20 protein-coding genes and 1 riboswitch are annotated in these 19,310 nt (G+C 50.9%); all 20 genes read right to left on the reverse strand.

Annotated elements, in window-relative coordinates:
* Positions 1–31 precede the first annotated feature (31 nt).
* Positions 32–901 carry an ATP synthase F1 subunit gamma gene (atpG, locus tag ACAN55_RS06845; protein ID WP_379129940.1) on the reverse strand — a complete coding sequence of 290 codons (870 nt, stop codon included), beginning with the start codon at positions 899–901 and terminating at the stop codon, positions 32–34.
* 138 nt (positions 902–1,039) lie between these two features.
* A complete protein-coding gene (gene atpA / locus ACAN55_RS06850; RefSeq protein ID WP_379129944.1) occupies positions 1,040–2,551 on the reverse strand; it encodes a F0F1 ATP synthase subunit alpha in 1,512 nt (503 codons plus the stop codon).
* A gap of 11 nt (positions 2,552–2,562) precedes the next feature.
* Positions 2,563–3,114 (reverse strand): F0F1 ATP synthase subunit delta, encoded by a 552-nt coding sequence (locus ACAN55_RS06855; RefSeq protein WP_379129947.1) that lies wholly within the window; start codon positions 3,112–3,114, stop codon positions 2,563–2,565.
* Positions 3,111–3,599, reverse strand: a complete 489-nt coding sequence (gene atpF / locus ACAN55_RS06860) for a F0F1 ATP synthase subunit B (RefSeq protein WP_379129950.1) — start codon at positions 3,597–3,599, stop codon at positions 3,111–3,113. The genes ACAN55_RS06855 and atpF overlap by 4 nt, the downstream gene beginning before the upstream one ends.
* A gap of 97 nt (positions 3,600–3,696) precedes the next feature.
* Positions 3,697–3,921, reverse strand: a complete 225-nt coding sequence (gene atpE, locus ACAN55_RS06865; RefSeq protein ID WP_379129953.1) for a F0F1 ATP synthase subunit C — start codon at positions 3,919–3,921, stop codon at positions 3,697–3,699.
* Positions 3,922–4,025: 104 nt separating this feature from the next.
* Positions 4,026–4,853 carry a F0F1 ATP synthase subunit A gene (gene atpB / locus ACAN55_RS06870; protein WP_379129956.1) on the reverse strand — a complete coding sequence of 276 codons (828 nt, stop codon included), beginning with the start codon at positions 4,851–4,853 and terminating at the stop codon, positions 4,026–4,028.
* Positions 4,854–4,882: 29 nt separating this feature from the next.
* A complete protein-coding gene (locus tag ACAN55_RS06875; protein WP_379129959.1) occupies positions 4,883–5,260 on the reverse strand; it encodes an ATP synthase subunit I in 378 nt (125 codons plus the stop codon).
* On the reverse strand, positions 5,253–5,507 hold the full coding sequence (locus ACAN55_RS06880; protein WP_379129961.1) for an AtpZ/AtpI family protein: 255 nt from the start codon (positions 5,505–5,507) through the stop codon (positions 5,253–5,255). Before ACAN55_RS06880 ends, ACAN55_RS06875 begins: the two co-directional genes overlap by 8 nt.
* 181 nt (positions 5,508–5,688) lie before the next feature.
* Positions 5,689–6,858, reverse strand: a complete 1,170-nt coding sequence (gene wecB / locus ACAN55_RS06885) for a non-hydrolyzing UDP-N-acetylglucosamine 2-epimerase (protein WP_379129963.1) — start codon at positions 6,856–6,858, stop codon at positions 5,689–5,691.
* A 25-nt stretch (positions 6,859–6,883) separates the two neighbouring features.
* Positions 6,884–7,513 (reverse strand): uracil phosphoribosyltransferase, encoded by a 630-nt coding sequence (gene upp / locus ACAN55_RS06890; RefSeq protein ID WP_379129965.1) that lies wholly within the window; start codon positions 7,511–7,513, stop codon positions 6,884–6,886.
* Positions 7,514–7,927: 414 nt separating this feature from the next.
* Positions 7,928–9,178: a serine hydroxymethyltransferase gene (gene glyA, locus ACAN55_RS06895; RefSeq protein WP_379130330.1), complete on the reverse strand. Its 1,251-nt coding sequence runs from the start codon at positions 9,176–9,178 to the stop codon at positions 7,928–7,930.
* Between the two features lie 43 nt (positions 9,179–9,221).
* Positions 9,222–9,809, reverse strand: a complete 588-nt coding sequence (locus tag ACAN55_RS06900; protein ID WP_379129969.1) for a TIGR01440 family protein — start codon at positions 9,807–9,809, stop codon at positions 9,222–9,224.
* A gap of 102 nt (positions 9,810–9,911) precedes the next feature.
* Positions 9,912–9,994: riboswitch (ZMP/ZTP riboswitch) on the reverse strand.
* A gap of 132 nt (positions 9,995–10,126) precedes the next feature.
* On the reverse strand, positions 10,127–10,711 hold the full coding sequence (locus tag ACAN55_RS06905; RefSeq protein WP_379129971.1) for a low molecular weight protein arginine phosphatase: 585 nt from the start codon (positions 10,709–10,711) through the stop codon (positions 10,127–10,129).
* A 44-nt stretch (positions 10,712–10,755) separates the two neighbouring features.
* Positions 10,756–11,337: a manganese efflux pump MntP gene (locus ACAN55_RS06910; RefSeq protein WP_379129974.1), complete on the reverse strand. Its 582-nt coding sequence runs from the start codon at positions 11,335–11,337 to the stop codon at positions 10,756–10,758.
* Between the two features lie 217 nt (positions 11,338–11,554).
* Positions 11,555–12,814 carry an L-threonylcarbamoyladenylate synthase gene (locus tag ACAN55_RS06915; protein ID WP_379129977.1) on the reverse strand — a complete coding sequence of 420 codons (1,260 nt, stop codon included), beginning with the start codon at positions 12,812–12,814 and terminating at the stop codon, positions 11,555–11,557.
* Positions 12,815–13,426: 612 nt separating this feature from the next.
* Positions 13,427–14,101, reverse strand: a complete 675-nt coding sequence (spoIIR, locus tag ACAN55_RS06920) for a stage II sporulation protein R (RefSeq protein ID WP_379129979.1) — start codon at positions 14,099–14,101, stop codon at positions 13,427–13,429.
* Between the two features lie 163 nt (positions 14,102–14,264).
* Positions 14,265–15,455, reverse strand: coding sequence for an FtsW/RodA/SpoVE family cell cycle protein (locus ACAN55_RS06925; RefSeq protein ID WP_379129983.1), 1,191 nt, complete (start codon positions 15,453–15,455; stop codon positions 14,265–14,267).
* 300 nt (positions 15,456–15,755) lie between these two features.
* Positions 15,756–16,940 (reverse strand): FtsW/RodA/SpoVE family cell cycle protein, encoded by a 1,185-nt coding sequence (locus ACAN55_RS06930; RefSeq protein WP_379129986.1) that lies wholly within the window; start codon positions 16,938–16,940, stop codon positions 15,756–15,758.
* Between the two features lie 126 nt (positions 16,941–17,066).
* On the reverse strand, positions 17,067–18,026 hold the full coding sequence (prmC, locus tag ACAN55_RS06935; RefSeq protein ID WP_379130332.1) for a peptide chain release factor N(5)-glutamine methyltransferase: 960 nt from the start codon (positions 18,024–18,026) through the stop codon (positions 17,067–17,069).
* 25 nt (positions 18,027–18,051) lie between these two features.
* Positions 18,052–19,119, reverse strand: a complete 1,068-nt coding sequence (gene prfA, locus ACAN55_RS06940) for a peptide chain release factor 1 (protein ID WP_379130335.1) — start codon at positions 19,117–19,119, stop codon at positions 18,052–18,054.
* Between the last annotated feature and the right edge of the window lie 191 nt (positions 19,120–19,310).

Here is a 19,310-nt window from a genome sequence, read left to right on the forward strand (position 1 = left end):
GCTAAGCACTCCGCTTAACCTAACTTATATCTTAAGACTGCGCGTTCGCTCCGGCTACGATCTCGGTAATTTCCTGTGTAATAGCCGCCTGACGGGCGCGGTTGTACGTCAGTGTAAGTTCCCCGATCATTTTGGACGCGTTCTTTGTTGCACTGCCCATCGCTGTCATTTTCGCACCCAGCTCACTGGCCTTGCCATCAAGAATTGCGCTGTAAATCAAAGTTTCGGCGTATTTCGGAAGCAATACTTCCAGTACGCCTTCCGGTGAAGGCTCGTATTCGTAGCTGGCGGTGACTTCATGTTGTTCTGAAGTTCCCACTCCATCCATCGGAAGCAGACGATCTACGGTTGGCACCTGGCTGATCGCATTGACAAAGCGGTTGTAGCAGATGTACAGCTCGTCATATACGCCGTTCTCAAACTGTTGTACCGCCGAGTTTGCAATAGACTTAATGTCAGCAAATTTCGGGGTATCCGAAAGCTCGGTAATCTCCTCGACAATCGGATATTCACGGCGGCGCAGGAAGTCACGGCCCTTCCGTCCGATAACGAACAGGGAGTACTCGTCCTTCGATTGATGCCGTTCCGCGAGGAGCATCGTCACTTTCCGCAAAATATTCGCGTTATATCCGCCTGCTAGCCCCCGGTCCGAAGTAACGATAAGATACGCCGTCTTCTTCACAGGACGGCTAACCAGCATTGGATGCTGGATGCCTTGTGTGCCGGCAGCAATGCTGGATACGACCTCTTTCAGCTTCTGCGAGTAAGGACGGGCAGCTTCTGCTTTCTCCTGCGCCTTTCTCAGCTTGGAGGCAGCAACCATCTCCATCGCTTTGGTGATCTGTCTGGTGTTTTGAACGCTCTTGATTTGACGTTTAATATCACGCATGCTTCTTGCCATGATTTCACCACCTTAAAGTTTTGACTTTAGTCAAAACTAACTTCGTAAGCATTTTCTTAGCTTTGACGAAGTCAAAGCTGACTTCGTAAGCATTCTCTTAAGCTTTGACAATAGTCAAAGCCTCTTTATAAATCTATCTTAGCTGGTTGCGAAGCCTTTTTTGAACTTCTCAATCGCTGCTTTAAGTGCTGTTTCGTTATCAGCCGTAAGATCCTTAGTATCCGTGATGGATTTAAGGATTTCGGATGCGCTGCTGTCGATAAATGCCAGGAATTCCTTCTCGAAGCGTCTAACGTCTTTGACTGGAATATCATCCAGGTGACCTTTAACCGCAGCGTACAGGCTGACCACTTGGTGTTCAACTGCGAGCGGCTGGTTAACGCCTTGTTTCAGGATTTCCATCATGCGCGCACCGCGGTTCAGACGGGCTTGCGTGGATTTATCGAGATCGGAACCGAACTGGGAGAACGCCTGAAGTTCGCGGTATTGTGCCAAGTCCAGACGGAGCGAGCCGGCAACCTTCTTCATCGCTTTAATCTGAGCCGAACCCCCTACACGGGATACGGAGATACCTACGTTGATCGCAGGACGCTGACCGGAGTAGAACAGATCGGACTCCAGGAAGATTTGACCGTCGGTAATCGAAATTACATTCGTAGGAATGTAAGCCGATACGTCGGAGGCTTGTGTTTCGATAAATGGCAGAGCGGTTAATGAACCACCACCAAGTGCATCACTCAGCTTAGCTGCACGCTCCAAAAGACGGGAGTGCAGATAGAATACATCACCCGGGAATGCTTCCCGGCCCGGAGGACGGCGGAGCAGCAGGGACAATTCGCGGTAAGCGGAAGCTTGCTTCGAAAGGTCATCATAAATGATGAGCACGTGTTCGCCTTTGTACATGAAGTATTCGCCCATTGCGCAGCCTGCGTATGGAGCGAGATACAACAACGGTGAAGGCTCGGAAGCCGACGCGGTTACAACGATGGTGTACTCCAATGCGCCATGACGGCGAAGAGTTTCCACAACCTGTGCTACTGTGGATTGTTTTTGACCAATAGCAACGTAGATACATTTCATGCCGTTGCCTTTTTGGTTGATAATAGCATCGATGGCGATTGCCGTTTTACCCGTTTGGCGGTCTCCGATAATCAGCTCGCGTTGTCCGCGTCCGATCGGTACCATGGCGTCAATCGCTTTAAGTCCAGTCTGCATTGGCTCATGAACCGATTTACGGTCAATAACACCTGGTGCGTTGTTCTCTACCGGACGGAATTCAGTCGTTGCAATAGGTCCTTTGCCGTCTAGCGGCATACCAAGAGGATTAACTACACGGCCCAGAAGGGCTTCGCCAACAGGAACCTGCATAATTTGTCCGGTACGTTTAACTTGATCTCCTTCACGGATCTCAGTGTACTCACCTAGGATAACAACGCCGACGTTGCTTTCTTCCAGGTTGAGCGCCATGCCCATTACGCCATTGGAGAATTCAAGCAGTTCGCCTGCCATTGCATTTTCCAAACCGTAGACACGGGCGATACCGTCGCCGACTTGAATGACGGTGCCGACTTCGGCAACTTCGATATCGGCTTTATATTGCTCAATTTGACTTTTGATCAAAGTGCTGATCTCTTCAGGTCTGATGCCCAATACCCTCACCCCTATCTTCTATGCTTATCATTAAAGGATTTCTCGAGACGTTCCAGCTTCCCGGAAAGACTTCCGTCATACAGCGTATCGCCGATATAGACTTTCAGTCCGCCGAGCAGGCTTGTGTCGACCACATTAGTTACACGGATCGTCCGGTTCACCAACTGGCCAAACTCAGCAGCCACATTAGCTTTCTCCTCTTCGCTCAGTGCGTAAGTGGAGTAAACCGTAGCATCGCCAATGCCTAGAGCGTCCCCTTCAATCTTGATGTACGTCTCCAGCAGATCGGCCATAATATCGGTTCTGCCCTGCTCTACCAGCAGTTCTACAGTGTTCATCACCGTTGGTGAGACCTTGTCTTGAAGCGCTGTACGCAGCACGTTCAGCTTGTCGGATTCCGAGATGCGCGGCGAAAGAATAAACCGCTTCACATCCTGGTCGAAATGAAGCACTTCGACAACCGCCTTCAACTGTTCTTCCACTTCAAGGGTGATCCCCTTATCAACAGCCGCACTGTACAATGCTCTGGCATAGCGTTTGGCAACTACCGTATCGCGGCTCATGATCGGCCTCCTACCTCTTTGAGGTATTGGTCAACGAGTTGTTCCTGTTCGCCGTCAGCACGTACTTCTTTTTCAAGCAACTTAGAAGCAATACGCACGGAAGCCGTTCCCAGCTCGCTGCGCAGCGCATCTACAGCCTTGTTCTTTTCGTTCTCGATATCACGAACAGCCTCGTCTTTAAGGCGTGCCGCTTCTGCTTTGGCTTGCTCCAGAATACGGTCAACCTGGTTATTGCTAGTCGCCTGCGACTGTTGAATAATGCTTTGTGCCTCCTGACGCGCCTGCTGCAGAGCTTGTTTCTGTTCTTCTACATAAGAAACAGCTTGCTCTCTGGTTTTCGACGCTTCATCCATTTGCTGCAGTACCAGCTCACGACGTTTTTCCATTACGGAGAACAACGGACCGAAAGCATACTTGTTCAGCAAAAGGTATAAAATCGTGAAGGCAATGATAGCCAATACGAGAGACTCCCATTGAAATTGCAATGCTAGACACTCCTTTCCGATGCACGTTCATGTGTAGATCGTTCCTAAAAAGAAGGCGCGGAGGGCTGTGGCCTTCCCCGCCAATCGTTTGTAATTATTAAGCGCCAGTGTAGAACATGAACGCAAGAACTACCCCGATGATAGGCAGGGCCTCTACGAGTGCCACACCGATAAACATTGTAGTTTGCAGAGTGGATTTTGCTTCTGGTTGACGGGCGATACCCTCTACCGTTTTGCTGACGATCAGACCGTTACCAATACCAGCGCCCAGCGCGCCCAAACCTACTGCAATTGCAGCTGCCAAATAAGCCATAACTCCCATTGTGTAAATCCTCCTCAAAGATATGTTTTAGTGTGTATTAATGAGCCAGACATGAAGTTTGCTCCCGCCTTGGCATAAATCTTAAACTCTTTGCAATCGTTCTTCTAGTGCTCCTCATGACTCTCCAACATTTGTGAAAAGTAAACCATGGTCAGCATAACGAAGATAAACGCCTGGATTGTACCTACAAACAAACTGAATCCCTGCCAAATGATCAGGCCCAGTACAGAAGCTATCCAACCGCCCCAGCCAAGCACTCCCATCCGGAGGATGACCGATATCAGCACCTCGCCGGCAAAAATATTACCGAATAGACGCATACCATGGGTCAGCAGCTTTGATACCTGTTCAATCAGGTTAATCGGCAGGAAGAACGGGTAAGGCTGAAGATAATGTTTGAAGTAATTCTTGGTATTGCGGGTGATCCCTAAGAAGTGAGACATAAGGAAAATCAATCCGGCAAGACCCATAGCTACAGCAGGATCGGCTGTCGGTGATTTCCACCAGGCAACGCCTACCTCCGCTGGTTCTTCGGCAGTACCCGAACCCTCAGCGTGGAGTTTATCCAGCTCCTTAGTTACGGATACGATTTCGTGGCCGAAAATAGTAGCCTTATTCGCATCATGATACTCTGTGACCACACCCAAAGGTAGCCCAAGCAGATTCGCTACAAACAGGAACATGATGAGCGTAAGACCCAAAGAGAGAAATGGTCTGCCCTTTTTCATATCCATGGTGCTTGAAATCATGCCTTGGACGAATTCCACTGCCCACTCCAGGAAATTCTGAAGTTTGCCCGGATTCTCTACTGACAGGTTGCGTGTTGCCAAAAGCGAGAGCACTAACACGATAGTACAGGTCACTAACAGCATTAACACGATCGAAAGATCGATATGTAAGCCGCCCAGCATAATGATTGGTGATTTATGCATTTTTCTCACCCCTTTCTCCGTTGCAACCTTTAACTTTCTCTTCGCGAAAACCCAAGCCCTATTATAATAAGAAGAACTGGAGCCAAGAGCAGACTGCCGGCTACCGCAATCATGTGAAAATACTGCGGCGCCCTAAAAGCCACCATTACGCCTAAAACACTAAGCGCAGCGCGCGTTAAGAAACCAAGACTCATGCGTCTTTTGCCTTCTCCTGCCATTGTATCCGACACCTGCCGGACCTTATAGCCCAGGTAGATTACATTGATGCAGCCGATAGCTCCACCAAGCGCCATCCCCAGAGGTATATTCCGGTGAGACGGAATTACAAACGCAGACAGAACGCAGATTACCACGAAGCAAAGTGTTGCTAGTGCCAATACCTTGCGGTATCTCGACAGTTCATCCATCACTTTCCTCCATGACAGCTTTAATAATGAAGACGACGCCTGTTATTCCACATAACACACCCAAAACAACACCAAGCGCCACCCCAAGTCCCGAGCCATCCCACCTTCGGTCGAGCCATGCTCCCAAGAAATAACCGCCTAGTGTAAAGGCGGCCAAATCAATACCGACGGCACTGACGAGACTCATCGCTTTAAACGCTTTCCCCGTTTGATTTCGCGGTTCTTCAGGCTTGCCAGGATTCTTCATTTTCAACACTTCCTTCGAAGTCCCATTCATTTTACTGAATGTTACAAGAGTTTGTCAATCCAGCGAAAATCGCGGGTTTTTCGGATGAAAGTATGAAAATAATCACAGCAAAACTCTCCAAAACCATATAAACCGTACAGTTTGACTGTATGTTGAATTCAAACATTTCAGAATAGCAGTTTTAGGCGTTTGCGTTGTCTTCTGTGAACATTCTGTGAAATTCTTCTGGACGTTCTTCTTTTACTCCGAAATGGTGCAAAATCGCATTGACAATTCTCTGCGAAGCTTTGCCATCTCCGTACGGGTTGGCGGCCCGGCTCATCGACTGATAGAGCTCTTGATCAGTCAGCAGAGCATGTGTCCGTTGATACACCTTCTCCTCGTCCGTTCCCACCAGCTCAAGCGTGCCAGCCTCAATGCCTTCCGGACGTTCCGTTGTGTCACGCAGTACAAGCACCGGAACTCCAAAGGAGGGCGCTTCTTCCTGCAGACCGCCAGAATCGGTCAGTATGAGATGGGTATGCGGATAAAAATTGTGCAGGTCCACTACATCCAGCGGATCAATCAGCTTGATTCTAGGGTGTCCGCCCAAAATCTCATGCGCCGGTTCCTTGACGGCCGGACTTGGATGCACGGGATAAACAATGGCAACATCTTCAAATTCATCAGCGATTCTTTTGACAGCATGGAAAATATGACGGTGCGGTTCGCCTTGTGATTCTCTGCGGTGCGCCGTCATCAGAATTAGTCTTTTTCCAGATGCAAAATCCAGTACGGGATGCCGGTAGTCCGGCTGTACGGTATATTGAAACACATCCGTCACAGTGTTGCCTGTGATATAAATACTTGACTCTTTCTTATTCTCGTTTCTCAAATTACTCGCTGACCAGTCGGTCGGAGCAAAGTGCAAATCTGCCAATACACCTGTCAATTGACGGTTCATTTCTTCAGGGTAAGGGGAGAGCTTGTTCCATGTCCGAAGACCTGCTTCCACATGCCCAACCTGAATCTGTTGCAGAAATGAAGCATAGCTGGCCAGGAATGTGGTGAGGGTGTCACCATGCACGAGTACCAGATCAGGTTTCGCTTCGCGAAGCACCGGTTCAAGACCTTCCAGCACCCGAATGGTAATCTCATTCAAGGTCTGACGGTCTTTCATTACATCCAGATCATAATCAGGCGTGATCTTGAATACCTCGAGCACCTGATCAAGGAGCTCCCTATGCTGCGCCGTAACGCATACCACGGACTCGATATGCTCCGGATGCCTATTCAGCTCAAGAACCAGCGGTGCCATCTTGATCGCCTCGGGGCGCACACCGAAAATCGTCATTACTTTAATCTTGGTCATAACCCCTGCCCTCTTCTTTTCTATATTATTTAGTACCGTATAAACGGTCTCCCGCATCGCCAAGCCCAGGAACGATATATCCATGGTCATTCAGATGGCTATCAAGCGCCGCTACATAAATATCTACATCAGGATGTGCTTCTTGAACGGCAGCAACACCTTCAGGTGCAGCTATCAGATTCATCATCTTGATTTGGGTACAGCCCCGGTTCTTCAATGAAGTAATTGCCGCAATCGCGGAACCGCCGGTAGCCAGCATCGGGTCAATAACAATCAGTTCACGCTCTTGCACGTCGGTAGGCAGCTTTATGTAATACTCTACCGGTTGAAGCGTGTCGGGATCACGGAACAATCCGACATGACCTACCTTAGCAGCAGGCAGTAATTTGAGAACACCTTCCAGCATGCCAAGTCCGGCGCGCAAAATAGGGATAAGACCCAGCATACGGCCAGATATTACCTTGCTTTCCGTTTCGGCTACAGGCGTTTGCACCGTAATCGTCTCCAGCGGAATGTCACGGGTAATCTCATATGCCATCAATGTTGCAACTTCATCGACATGCTCTCTAAATTCCTTCGTGTTGGTCCGCACATCGCGAATAAATGTTAGTTTGTGCTGAATCAAAGGATGATCGCAAATCACCAATTTTCCCATTTAATGTCCCTCCGGTAATGTTAAGTCTTGTCCATGCACAGTGTGCCTTAAAGCCTTCTGTGAATAAATCTCGTCTATTATATCACCCTCGCCGCCGCTTTTCACCTACAAAGGGAGGAATTAGTCCCGAATAACCAACTCTGTGGAAGAATTGCTCACTCTTCGGCAAAGATGGGTATTTGTGTTCAGCGCTCATTTCCGATTAGTTTGTGTGATAAAGTTCAATTTCATGCTATTCACAATTAATTCACGAATGTTTTTGAAAGTTTCATGAACTTGCATGATGTTTTTTCAACAATTTTCATACAGTCTGTCGACTTTAAATGTGACCAAAAATTGAAAAGACCTCCGCCGTTTCCGGTGTAGCGGAACCAGCAGAGGTCTTGCATATGCCATGGTCTTAGATGAAGAGGCCTAGTATTTCAATTCCGGATAGAGCGGATATTTCTCAGTAATATCGGCCACATTCCGCGCAGCCTCAGCCAATACTGCCTCATCCTCCGGATTCTTCAGCACTTTAGCAATAATGGTACCAATCTCCACCATCGCCTGCTCGTCCATACCACGGGAGGTTACAGCAGGCGTACCGATCCGGATACCGCTGGTAACGAACGGGCTGGTCGGATCAAATGGAATCGCATTTTTATTAACGGTAATGCCAACGGAATCAAGCACCTTCTCCGCTACTTTACCCGTAATGTTCAGGTTACGTGTATCGAGCAGCATCAAGTGATTGTCCGTTCCTCCGGATACGATATTCACACCTTCGGCAATAAGTGTATCAGACAATACTTTGGCATTCTTCACCACATTCTCGGCATAAGTCTTGAAAGAAGGCTGAAGAGCTTCGCCGAGTGCCACCGCTTTGGAAGCAATGACATGCATCAGCGGTCCGCCTTGAGATCCCGGGAATACCGCTTTATCAATGGCTGCCGCCCAGGCTTGTTTGCAGAGAATCAGACCACCGCGGGGACCGCGAAGTGTTTTGTGAGTAGTCGTAGTTACGAAATGGGCATGCAGAACCGGGCTTGGGTGAAGACCAGCCGCCACCAGGCCGGCAATATGTGCCATATCAACAAACAGCAGAGCACCCACATCATTAGCAATCGATGCCATCGCTTCAAAATCAATGATCCGCGGATATGCGCTGGCTCCAGCTACGATCATGCGTGGACGATGCTTGAAAGCCGCTTTGCGGACTTCATCATAATCGATTAGGAAGGTATCTTCCTGTACACCATACGCCACAAAGTTATACAGCAAGCCGGAAGCGTTGACCGGACTGCCGTGAGTCAAATGACCGCCGTGAGCAAGGTTCATGCCGAGAACGGTATCCCCAGGATTCAATGCTGCCAGATATACTGCCATATTAGCCTGAGCACCGGAGTGCGGCTGCACATTGGCATGCTCTGCACCAAACAATTCCTTCGCACGATCGCGGGCAAGATTCTCCACGATGTCTACATCCTCACAACCACCATAATATCGTTTACCCGGATAACCTTCCGCGTATTTATTGGTGAGAACAGAGCCCATGGCCTCCATGACAGCCTCGCTTACGATATTCTCCGAGGCAATAAGCTCAATGTTGGCACGCTGACGTTTCAACTCCAGTCCCATCGCTTCCAGTACTGCCGGGTCACTCTTACGCAATTGTTCCATGATTCTTATTTCCTCCCTGGTTGTGTATGATGTAAACCTGTATCAGTCAATCGCAAAGCTGCGAATCACTTTCTTCTATTCTTCGGTAAACGGCGCGTTCCCCGCCGATTAGCGGCGGCCTGCACCAGGCGGTATTAACCCTAGCCTTCCCGATGTAGCGTATGGCCGGTCTAAAAGGTACTGCTACGCGGCGCAAGTGCATCCCGATCAGCGTCTCCCCAATATCAACACCCGCATGGGCCTGCACCGTCTCTGCAAGGACCGGATCCACCATGGAGCGGTAAGCCGCTGCAGCCATAGATCCTCCAGCACCGGGTATCGGCACTGCGGTTACTTCATTTAATCCAAGCTTCTCCAGCAACGAGCGTTCCATCACCAGTGCGCGGTTCAAATGCTCGCAGCATTGATATACCGGATGGAATCCGAATTCGTCGACAGCCGCGCGGATTCCGCTCAGCAGCTGCTGCGCCACTTCCAGCGCACCACCCGTACCGATGTGCACACCGGCAACTTCACTTGTGCTTGCACCAATGACCACAATTTTACCGGGACCTAGATTTCCTGCCGCTGCAAGCTCCCGAAGGACGGACAAGGTTTGTCCGCTAAGAGATTCTTGCTTCATTACTTCCTTCATTGCTCATCCTCCTTAGGGTAAAAGCCACATGTGGAGAGTGCTTATTCTATATATGAGTCCAATAAGTCAAAAAAGAGCAACCCGCATTCGCATGCGGATGTGCTCTTTCGCCCAGGCGACCGGCCGTTTACTCCGATGCTCCATCGTGGTTTGATCCACATTTGTCGCCAGTTACACCGGAACCGATATTTGTTTATCATAATAAAGCAAAGGGAAGGGAAATGCAACCACCTTATAGGTTTCAAAATTTACCTGAAACGCAGCACAGCGACTCCCCCATCAAAGGAGAATCGCTGTGTTGTTAACTTCCAAATCATCTATAACCGCGGAACTTCAAGCTTATCCAGCAGCCGGTGCAGCGCCGTGCGAATCTCGGCAGCCGCGATCTCATAGTCGTCACGCGTACCTCCGAACGGATCGGAAATATCAAAGCTCGGAATCCGCTGGCGGATCTCTATCATCCGCTGCAAATCTGCACTGTCCGGCTCACTCCCCAGTGAGAGTTCCAGCTCCGCCTGAGCGTACAGACTATCCAGCTCATGCAAATCCTCGAAGGCAGCCGTCCCATCCTCTACGTATTCCTTTAATGTATGAGTCTTCGATACCGCAGCCGGAAAATATTGCAGGACATGGCGTTTATGCCCTCCGGTCAAGGTCAGCACAAGGTCAGCCCAGGACACCAGCTCACCATTTAGTTGCGAGGAAGTCCCCACATCTGTAATCCCTTCATCCCGCAAAATAGCTGCAGCATGTCTCGAAACGGCAGTACCGGTAATGGCGGATACTCCCGCAGACCGCACTTCAAGGTTGATCCCCCGCTCTTTGGCGAGCTTGCGCAGCAGGCCTTCGGCCATTGGGCTGCGGCACGTATTTCCCGTGCAGACGAACAAAATATGCAGCATGCTTATCCACCCCCATGAATGATTAAACTTGTGATGTTATTGTATCAAAAGATGAACAGCAAGCCAAACCCCAGAAGAATAGCCCCGCCCAGTGCTTCCCCATATTCGCCAAGCCCTTGACTGACACGCCGCCCCAGCAGTAAGCCGAGAATCGACATCGCTCCGCCGCAGGCGCCAAAGATAAGTACTGTCAACAATATATGACTAACAAACATCCCGAGCGACACACCAACGGAGAATGAATCGACACTGACACTAAGCGCAACGAGCAGCATCCCCCAAAGCGTACGGTGATCCACGGTCCGTATTCCCTCCCCTTCCCCATGGAAAAAGGAGTTGAATATCATATGGCCTCCCAGCAAAAGCAAAAGCCCGCCTGCCGCATAGGTAGTAACCTGTCCCAGTAATTGGCCCACATATTCTCCTGTTACCAATCCGAGAAGAGGCATCAGCACATGAAAAAAAGCAACAAGGAGACTGAGCTGCAGTATATGCAACAACCGGATGCCTTTCATTCCAATGCCTACTCCGAGTGAAAAGGCGTCCATCCCCAGAGCCAATGCCAAAAAGGCAATCGTGATGATCTGACCCCATCCCGCATATACTTCTCCTACTCCTATTCCCATATCTCCACCCCATGTCCGAAATATCCTGTACAACCACAATATGCGGACAAGAAGGTAATCATGACTTTAGATGCGGGCGTTACAAAGCCCCGTGATATCAACGGCCAACCGGTAAAGAAGAAGGCTATCTTGACTTCAGTTGCGGGTGTTACAAAGCCCCGTGATATCAACGGCCAACCGGTAAAGAAGAAGGCTATCTTGACTTCAGTTGCGGGTGTTACCCTGCGTCGATGACGGTTCCACCGGCTGCTTTCATCAGCCGGTTCATGATGGCTGTACCGAGGCCGGTGTCAGGACAGGCCTCGGCCAGAATGTAAGTAGCCCCCGCTTCATCAAAACGACGCAAAGTGGCATATAAGGAGCGGGCGGCCTCCTCGAGCGAGTCCAACGAGCCGAGGGAAACGACGCAGGCGGCAGGGTCGGCGGGATAGAGGGCTAGATGCTCCTCGAAGAGGAGTAGGCCCGTAATCCCGCCGTCCCGCTGCGCCGCCTGCAGCAGATCTGCGGCACATGCCGCGACGCGCTGCGGCGAGGTGCCGCGCACTACGCTAAGCGCGCCGCGCGGGGCGTAGTGTGTGTACTTCATGCCCGGCGCGCGCGGCGCCGGGCCGTGGTCTCCGGCGGCGGACACGGAGTGGGCCGCCGGAACGCCGCCGGATAAGGAGGCGGCTGGAGCAGCCAAATCCGCAGCGGCGGCGGACTGCGAAGAAGCGCCAAGCTTCGGAGCAGAACTGTCTCGGGACTCTTCTGGTGCAGGGACTACAGTACCCGGTCCGGCAACGGCCTCAAGCTGCTCGGCGGTAATGCCGCCGGGACGCAGCACAGCAATCCGTCCATCCGGCTGCACCTGCACCACCGTGGACTCCAGGCCAACGCCTGCAGCGCCGCCGTCCAGGACACCACCGATGTATCCGTTCAAATCCTCCAGAACATGGGTTGCCAGGGTAGGGCTAGGCCGCCCAGACCGATTGGCGCTTGGGGCAGCGACAGGGCAGCCGGACGCCCGAATCAATTCGAGCGCGACGGGATGACCCGGAATCCGGACACCCACCGTGTCCAGTCCTGCACTCACGAGTGTTGAGAGTACGTTCGGCCTAAGCGGCAATATAAGCGTCAGCGGGCCGGGCCAAAAGGCTTCCATGAGCGCCGTTTCCACAGGCTGAACGCTTGTAACCAATCCATCAAGGGCCGACAGGTCGGCGATGTGCACAATTAGCGGATTATCCGAAGGCCGGCCTTTTGCCGCAAAAACAGCCTCAACGGCAGCCGTATTCCGCGCATCCGCTCCAAGACCGTAGACCGTTTCCGTCGGAAAAGCCACCGTACCTCCAGCTTCCAGCATTGCTGCAGCTTCTGCAATCTTCGCATCATCACCTTGTAGGCCCTCTGCTGATAAAGCTTCGCGTTCCCCAGAAACACTTAGGGTCCAAAAAGCAGTTTCCGTTATATCGCCAAGCATCCGTTGGATCGCAAACATATTGTCTTCAGGTTGTTTCATGTTTATCACAATCTTTCTTTCTCGTAAATTTGTCAGAACATAAATGGATCGGGTTTCTCTCGAATGCAGCATCCCATTCTAGTAGGGGCACAGATAGAAGGGCGCACGGTTACAATTAACGCCGATAATTTCATCTAATCACTTCAAACACGTTAGATTATTCAAATTAACGCCGGTTTTTCCAGTTAACCTATTAAAGCTGGTGGTCGTTGACCCGGCGTTTGGCGTAATCGAGTGGAGTCAACGCTTGGCGTTACTGTGTAGAGTTATAGTGTAGAGTTATCGTGTTAGTCTTGGCTTTACTGTGTAGAGTTACCCTTTAGCCTTATCACGCGCAGTTACCGTACAGGGTCATCCATTACCGTTACCCTTTAGCGGTATCACGTGCAGTTACCGTGTGGCGTTATCGCGTGACCATAAAGCAGCAGATTAAGTTATGCAATAGATAAACGCGCAGGACTCGAGTTTTCCGCGTAATAATAATCTTCAAAAAGCGGCTCCACTGCGTGGAGCCGCTTGAATCCGCTTATGAGATTCTATCATATCCTGCGATAAAACAACATGCCTCTGACAAAAGCGGCAGCTTGCGGATTACGCCCAGAGCCCGCTGATCCAATCCCAGAGATTAGTCAGCATATCCCAAATGAAGAAGCGGACTTCCGGCTCTGCCGGTTGGGATGGATTCTCCCCTGCGGCTCCAGTGACACCAGCGGCTACAGCAGCTCCAGCGGTTTGCACCACTTTACCGGATACGGATGACTTCGTCTCATCTGCCGCTGAAGCCGTAGCTGTCTTGGCTGCTGCATCGCCGGAACCTGCGTCAATGAAGCAGAGCGGCGGAAACAGAACGCACCACCAGTTCTGCCCCTGCCCCGCGCCCAGCGTAATACGCACAGCTTCATATTCACCCGCAGGATATACGGTGCCGCCGTACATTTTGGTCGGGAATGGAACGACTCCAAGTTCTACTTTATAGGCATACGTAATACCTCTTTTTTCAAGCTCCGCACCTACCAGCTCGTTCAGTTCAGGCAGATGGCTCCGGATCAGAGTCCGGGCTTGCTCCAGGCTTTGCGGATCTTCAAGTGCGGAGACCCACTGATTCATCTGTTCGACAACAGAATCGCGGATCTGCCGTTTCACCAATTGGTCCTGCGCTCCGTCCGAGTTCGCCAGAATGCGTAGACGAATGGACTCCTGTGGAATAGAGGTTTCTGCTACGGCGGCATCACTTTTTTGCCCTTCCCAAATCATCATCAGTATCATAAAAAAACAAATTAAAATGGCAGTATACTTTACGGTTACACGCAATGAATCTCCGGTTTCCTGCTTAAGGTACATCATTTTTGAATTGCCCCTCTCCTGAATGCGTTCATAGCACCAGTATGTCCGGGAGAGGTCTTCTGCAAACCTAGTAATCTATCATTTTTTAGAGCAGCTTGGCTGGCGGAGAGTAGACCGGAATTCCGGCGAGTTCATCCTCCACTTCACTTCCGTATAAACTCACACTCATCGCAATCCCCATGCTGGCCATATTGATCAGAAGCGAGGTTCCACCGAAGCTGATAAAAGGAAGAGTAATGCCCGTCAGCGGCATCAGGCCGATAAATGCACCGATGTTCTCCAGAATCTGATACAGCAGCATCGCCACAATGCCAACAATCAGAAACGGCCCTCCGCGATCCTTGCACTCCAAAGCAATCAGAACCATCCGGTGAATGAGGATAAAAAAGAGCAGCAGCACACCCGCCGACCCCAGAAACCCGAACTCCTCAGCTATCTGCACAAAAATCGCATCCGAATACGTATAGGGCACCCGTTTATTTTGGACAGAGCTACCCTCCATGTACCCTTCACCACTAAGTCCACCCGACGCAATAGCCAACTGGGCATTTTTCGTATGGTAGCTTGCATCCTTAGACGCCAAATCCGGGACAAGCCAAGGATCAAAACGGTCGACCAGATGATCGCGTCCCAAAGTATCTTCAAGAAAGCTGACCGCCTGATCATGATATTGAATGTAGGTCGTTATCCCCGCCGCCGCAGAACCGCCAATAATGAGCAATCCAATGATTGCATGGGAGAATTTGATATTGCCGATCCACAGCAGCCCGATCAAAATAATAGCGTAACTCAGAGCATTCCCCAGGTCATTTTGCATGATAACAATCCCGAAAGGGAGCATCGTGAGCAGTCCCAGCGGAACGACGTCCCGCCAAAAGGTCAGCTTTCTTTTATTCTTCCGGACCAGCACAGATCCCAGAAACAAAATCAATATTAGCTTAAACAGCTCTGCCGGCTGAAGCGAAAGCCCCCCGGGGAGTTCCAGCCAGCCCTTGGCCCCGTTCTTATCCTCGCCAATGAAGCTGACCAGCACCAGGAGAGCGATGCCGAACAAATAAATATAGAGCGCATATTTCACGAGCAGCTTGTAATCCATAAAAGTCAGCCCGAAAAAAGAGACAAAACCTATCCCGTAATAAACCAGCATTCGTAAATGAAATCCATCATAGCCTTCCCTACCATTTGTCACACTGTAGATGGATGTAATACTTACAGTCATCAGCAGCACAAGGATCACAACAATAACGCCATCAATCTTTTTGAGTTTCTCCAGCATGCTCGTCCCTTGCCTTTCCCACTGATAGGTGTGAAATCGGACTTTCCAAAGCTACACTTCTATTGTAAAGGAATAACAGCGGAGATTACAACGCCGGCAGAATTTTTAACGATTGCATTAAGGGGATATACACCTTGGCAATAATGCCATGGTGTATAGATACATTAGCGGCAGGATTAACAATCCTTGCTGCGAACATTTGTTATTCTTCCATAGACTTGTTCTTTTCTCCCCATAAAAAAGCCTATACAAAAAACCGCCGGATCTCTCCAGCGGTCTCTGCTCTCACTTGTATAAGTACTACCCTTGTTTGGCCGGAGCGGGATATACGGTATTCTGGGGAAGATCTTCTTCCACTTCCATACCATGAAGCCGCACACTCATGACCAGCCCGATGCTAGCCATATTGATCAGCAGAGAAGTCCCGCCGTAACTGATAAAAGGTAATGTTATGCCAGTCAGCGGCATGAGTCCGATAAATGCTCCAATGTTCTCGAAGATCTGGTAGAGCATCATCGCGACAATGCCGACAATCAGAAACGGCCCGCTCCTGTCCTTGCATTCCAGCGCAATCAGAATCATCCGGTGGATGAGGATGAAATAGAGCAGCAGCAACGCTGCCGAACCAACAAACCCGAACTCCTCAGCAATCTGCACAAAGATGGAATCGGAATACGTATACGGAACGCGGTCACTTTGTACAGAGGTTCCCTCCATATAACCTTCACCGCTCATACCGCCGGAAGCAATAGCCAGCTTGGCATTTTTGGTGTGGTAGCTGGCCTTCGCCGTCGCTTTATCCGGTACAAGCCAGGGATCAAAGCGTTCGACCCAGTGCGAACGGTTAATGCCGTCCAGGAAATCCTTAATCTCATCGTGATAATGAATATAGCTCATGATACCAGCCGTCGCTGTACTGCCAATGACCAGCAGCCCGATCAGCGCGTGACTGAATTTTATATTGCCGATCCACAGAAGGCCGATCAGGATTATGATGTAAGACAAGGCGTTCCCCAAGTCATTTTGGGAAATGACGATCAGAAAGGGCAGCATTGTCATTAGCCCGAGCGGTACAACGTCATGGAGGAATGATAATCTGCCTTTGTTCTTCCGGAACAGGACCGCTGCCAGAAACAGAATCAGGATGAGCTTGAACAGCTCGGCAGGCTGAAGACCAATAGAGCCGAATTTAATCCAGCCTTGAGCGCCGTTCTCTTCCTTGCCGATAAAGCTGACAAGCACTAGCAGAGCAACGCCGCCGAGATAAACATACTTGGCATATTTGACAAGCAGACGGTAATCCAGAAAGGTCAGCCCAAAGAAGGCGATAAAGCCCAGTACATAAAATTTAGCCATGCGGATTTCAAATCCGCCCAGCTTGTCTCTTCCGTGGGTCACGCTATATATGGCAAAAATGCTGACAACCATAAGCAATAATAAAATGACTACGATTGCGGCATCTATCTTCTTAAGTTTCTGAAGCACGCTCTGCCTCCTCATGGATGATATTTAAGGGCAGGCCCCTTACTGCATGCATGTGCGGGCAGCAGTTTCATACTACCCGCTGCTGGCAGCGCATTCGAATTTTCTTGCGTAACCGCTGGATGGTTCTTAACGCGAAATGCCGATGACATGACGTGCGATTCCAGCAAGATCGTGAATGGTCACGATCTCGCTCCAGTGGCCGGCCGAAGCCAGCAGGGCGGCCACTTGCTCCGCCTGGCCGAGGCCAAGCTCGAAGCCGACGAGGCGCGGCGGAGCCGGGAGCAGCGTCAGCTGCTCCATCATGCGGCGGTACGGGTCAAGCCCGTCCGCACCGCCGTCCAGCGCTGTGCGCGGCTCATGGTCGCGCACCTCGCGCTGCAGCCCGGCGATGTCACCGCCGGGAATGTACGGTGGGTTGGAGACGAGGATATCCGTCTCCATCCCCGCAAACGGCTCGAGCAGGTCGCCGAGCCGGAAGTCCACGTCCGTGCCGTGGCGCAGGGCATTGCGCCCGGCCACGGCCAGTGCCGCCGGCGAGATGTCGCCGGCGAAGACCCGCCACGCTGGCGCTTCCGCCGCCAGCGTCACCGATATCGCGCCACTGCCGGCGCCGATATCCACCACATGCAGCGGGCGCGAAGCGCTACCGGCTGCATTGCCGTTCGCTGCAGCACCTTCGGAAGCTGCACCATCACTGCCGGCGCCCGCCGCCACACGCCCGCCGGTTCGGCCATCCGGCCACAGCTCCGCGCCGTACTTCAGGATGGCCTCCACGAGCAGCTCCGTCTCCGGCCGGGGGATCAGCACAGCCGGTGTAACCTCAAAAGCCCGCCCGAAGAATTCCTGTTCGCCGATAATATACTGCACTGGTTCGCCGGCACCGCGCCGGGTAACAGACTCTTCCCAGCCGTCACGCAGAGCGGCCGGAAAAGGATCAGCCAGCGCCATGTAATAGGCGGCACCGGACAAGCCCAGCGCATGCTCCAGCAGAAGCTGCGCACTGCGCTGCGGTTCGTTAGCGCCGCTCCGGCTCAAAAAAGAAGAAGCCTCCGCAAAGGCTTCCCGGATGCTTTGCACTTCCGTCATGACAAAAGCGCCATATTCCAAAGCATTATTCTCCTTTTTCCATCAGATCGGTCTGTTCTGCAATCGAAAGCGCCGAAATAATCTCAGTAATATCTCCGTTCATCACTTGATCCAGACGGTGCAGGGTCAGGCCAATACGGTGATCGGTCACACGGCTTTGCGGGAAGTTGTATGTGCGGATCCGCTCACTGCGGTCACCGGTTCCGACTTTGCTCTTGCGTTCGCCAGCATACTTCGCCTCTTCCTCTTGACGCTTAAGATCCGATATACGGGCACGCAGTACTTGCAATGCCTTTTCCTTATTAGAGTTCTGCGATTTGCCATCTTGACAGGTAGCTACGATTCCCGTAGGTACATGTGTTACACGCACAGCGGATTTGGTCGTATTAACGGACTGACCGCCCGCGCCGCTTGAGCAGAAGGTATCGACACGAATGTCTCGATCATGAATTTCGATTTCAAATTCCTCAGCTTCCGGCATAACCGCTACAGTTGAAGTAGAAGTATGAATCCGTCCGCCCGACTCGGTGGTTGGAATACGCTGCACGCGGTGCGCGCCGCTTTCGTATTTCATTTTGCTATAAGCCCCACGGCCGTTGATCAGGAAAATAACCTCTTTAAAGCCGCCCAAATCATTGGTGTTCACATCCATAAGTTCCACACGCCAGCCTTGCGTATCAGCATAACGGGTGTACATGCGGTACAGGTCGGAAGCGAACAGAGCCGCCTCGTCACCGCCTGCAGCGCCACGAATCTCCACAATAACGTTCTTGTCATCATTAGGGTCCTTAGGCAGCAGCAGAATGCGGATTTTCTCTTCCAGCGCCGCTTGGCGTGAAGTCAGGTCATCGATTTCCATCTTGACCATTTCCTTCATTTCATCATCAAGCTTCTCACCCTGCATCAATTTCGCAGCTTCGAGCTCTTCCATCACATTTTTATATTCGGTATACGCCTCAAAGGCGGGCTGCAAATCGGATTGTTCTTTAGAATAGTCCCTCAGTTTTTTACTATCGTTTGCAACGTCCGGGTCACAAAGCAGTTCACTGAGTTTCTCATAGCGGTCCGCCAGGGCTTGCAATCGGTCCAACAACAAGGGAATTCACCTCTCCTGATCATAATTAACTTTATAAAAAAGCCGTCTAAGCCACATTGATTAACAATGGTTACACGACTTTATATTATAGCACAAATCACTTGCCATGACTACCACTCTTAAAGCGTATATTACGTAAAATCACAAATTTTTATTATTTAATGACCCGTTCATTCTATAAGTATGAG

The sequence above is a fragment of the Paenibacillus oryziterrae genome (genome assembly GCF_042610485.1).
GTDB lineage: Bacteria > Bacillota > Bacilli > Paenibacillales > Paenibacillaceae > Paenibacillus_AQ.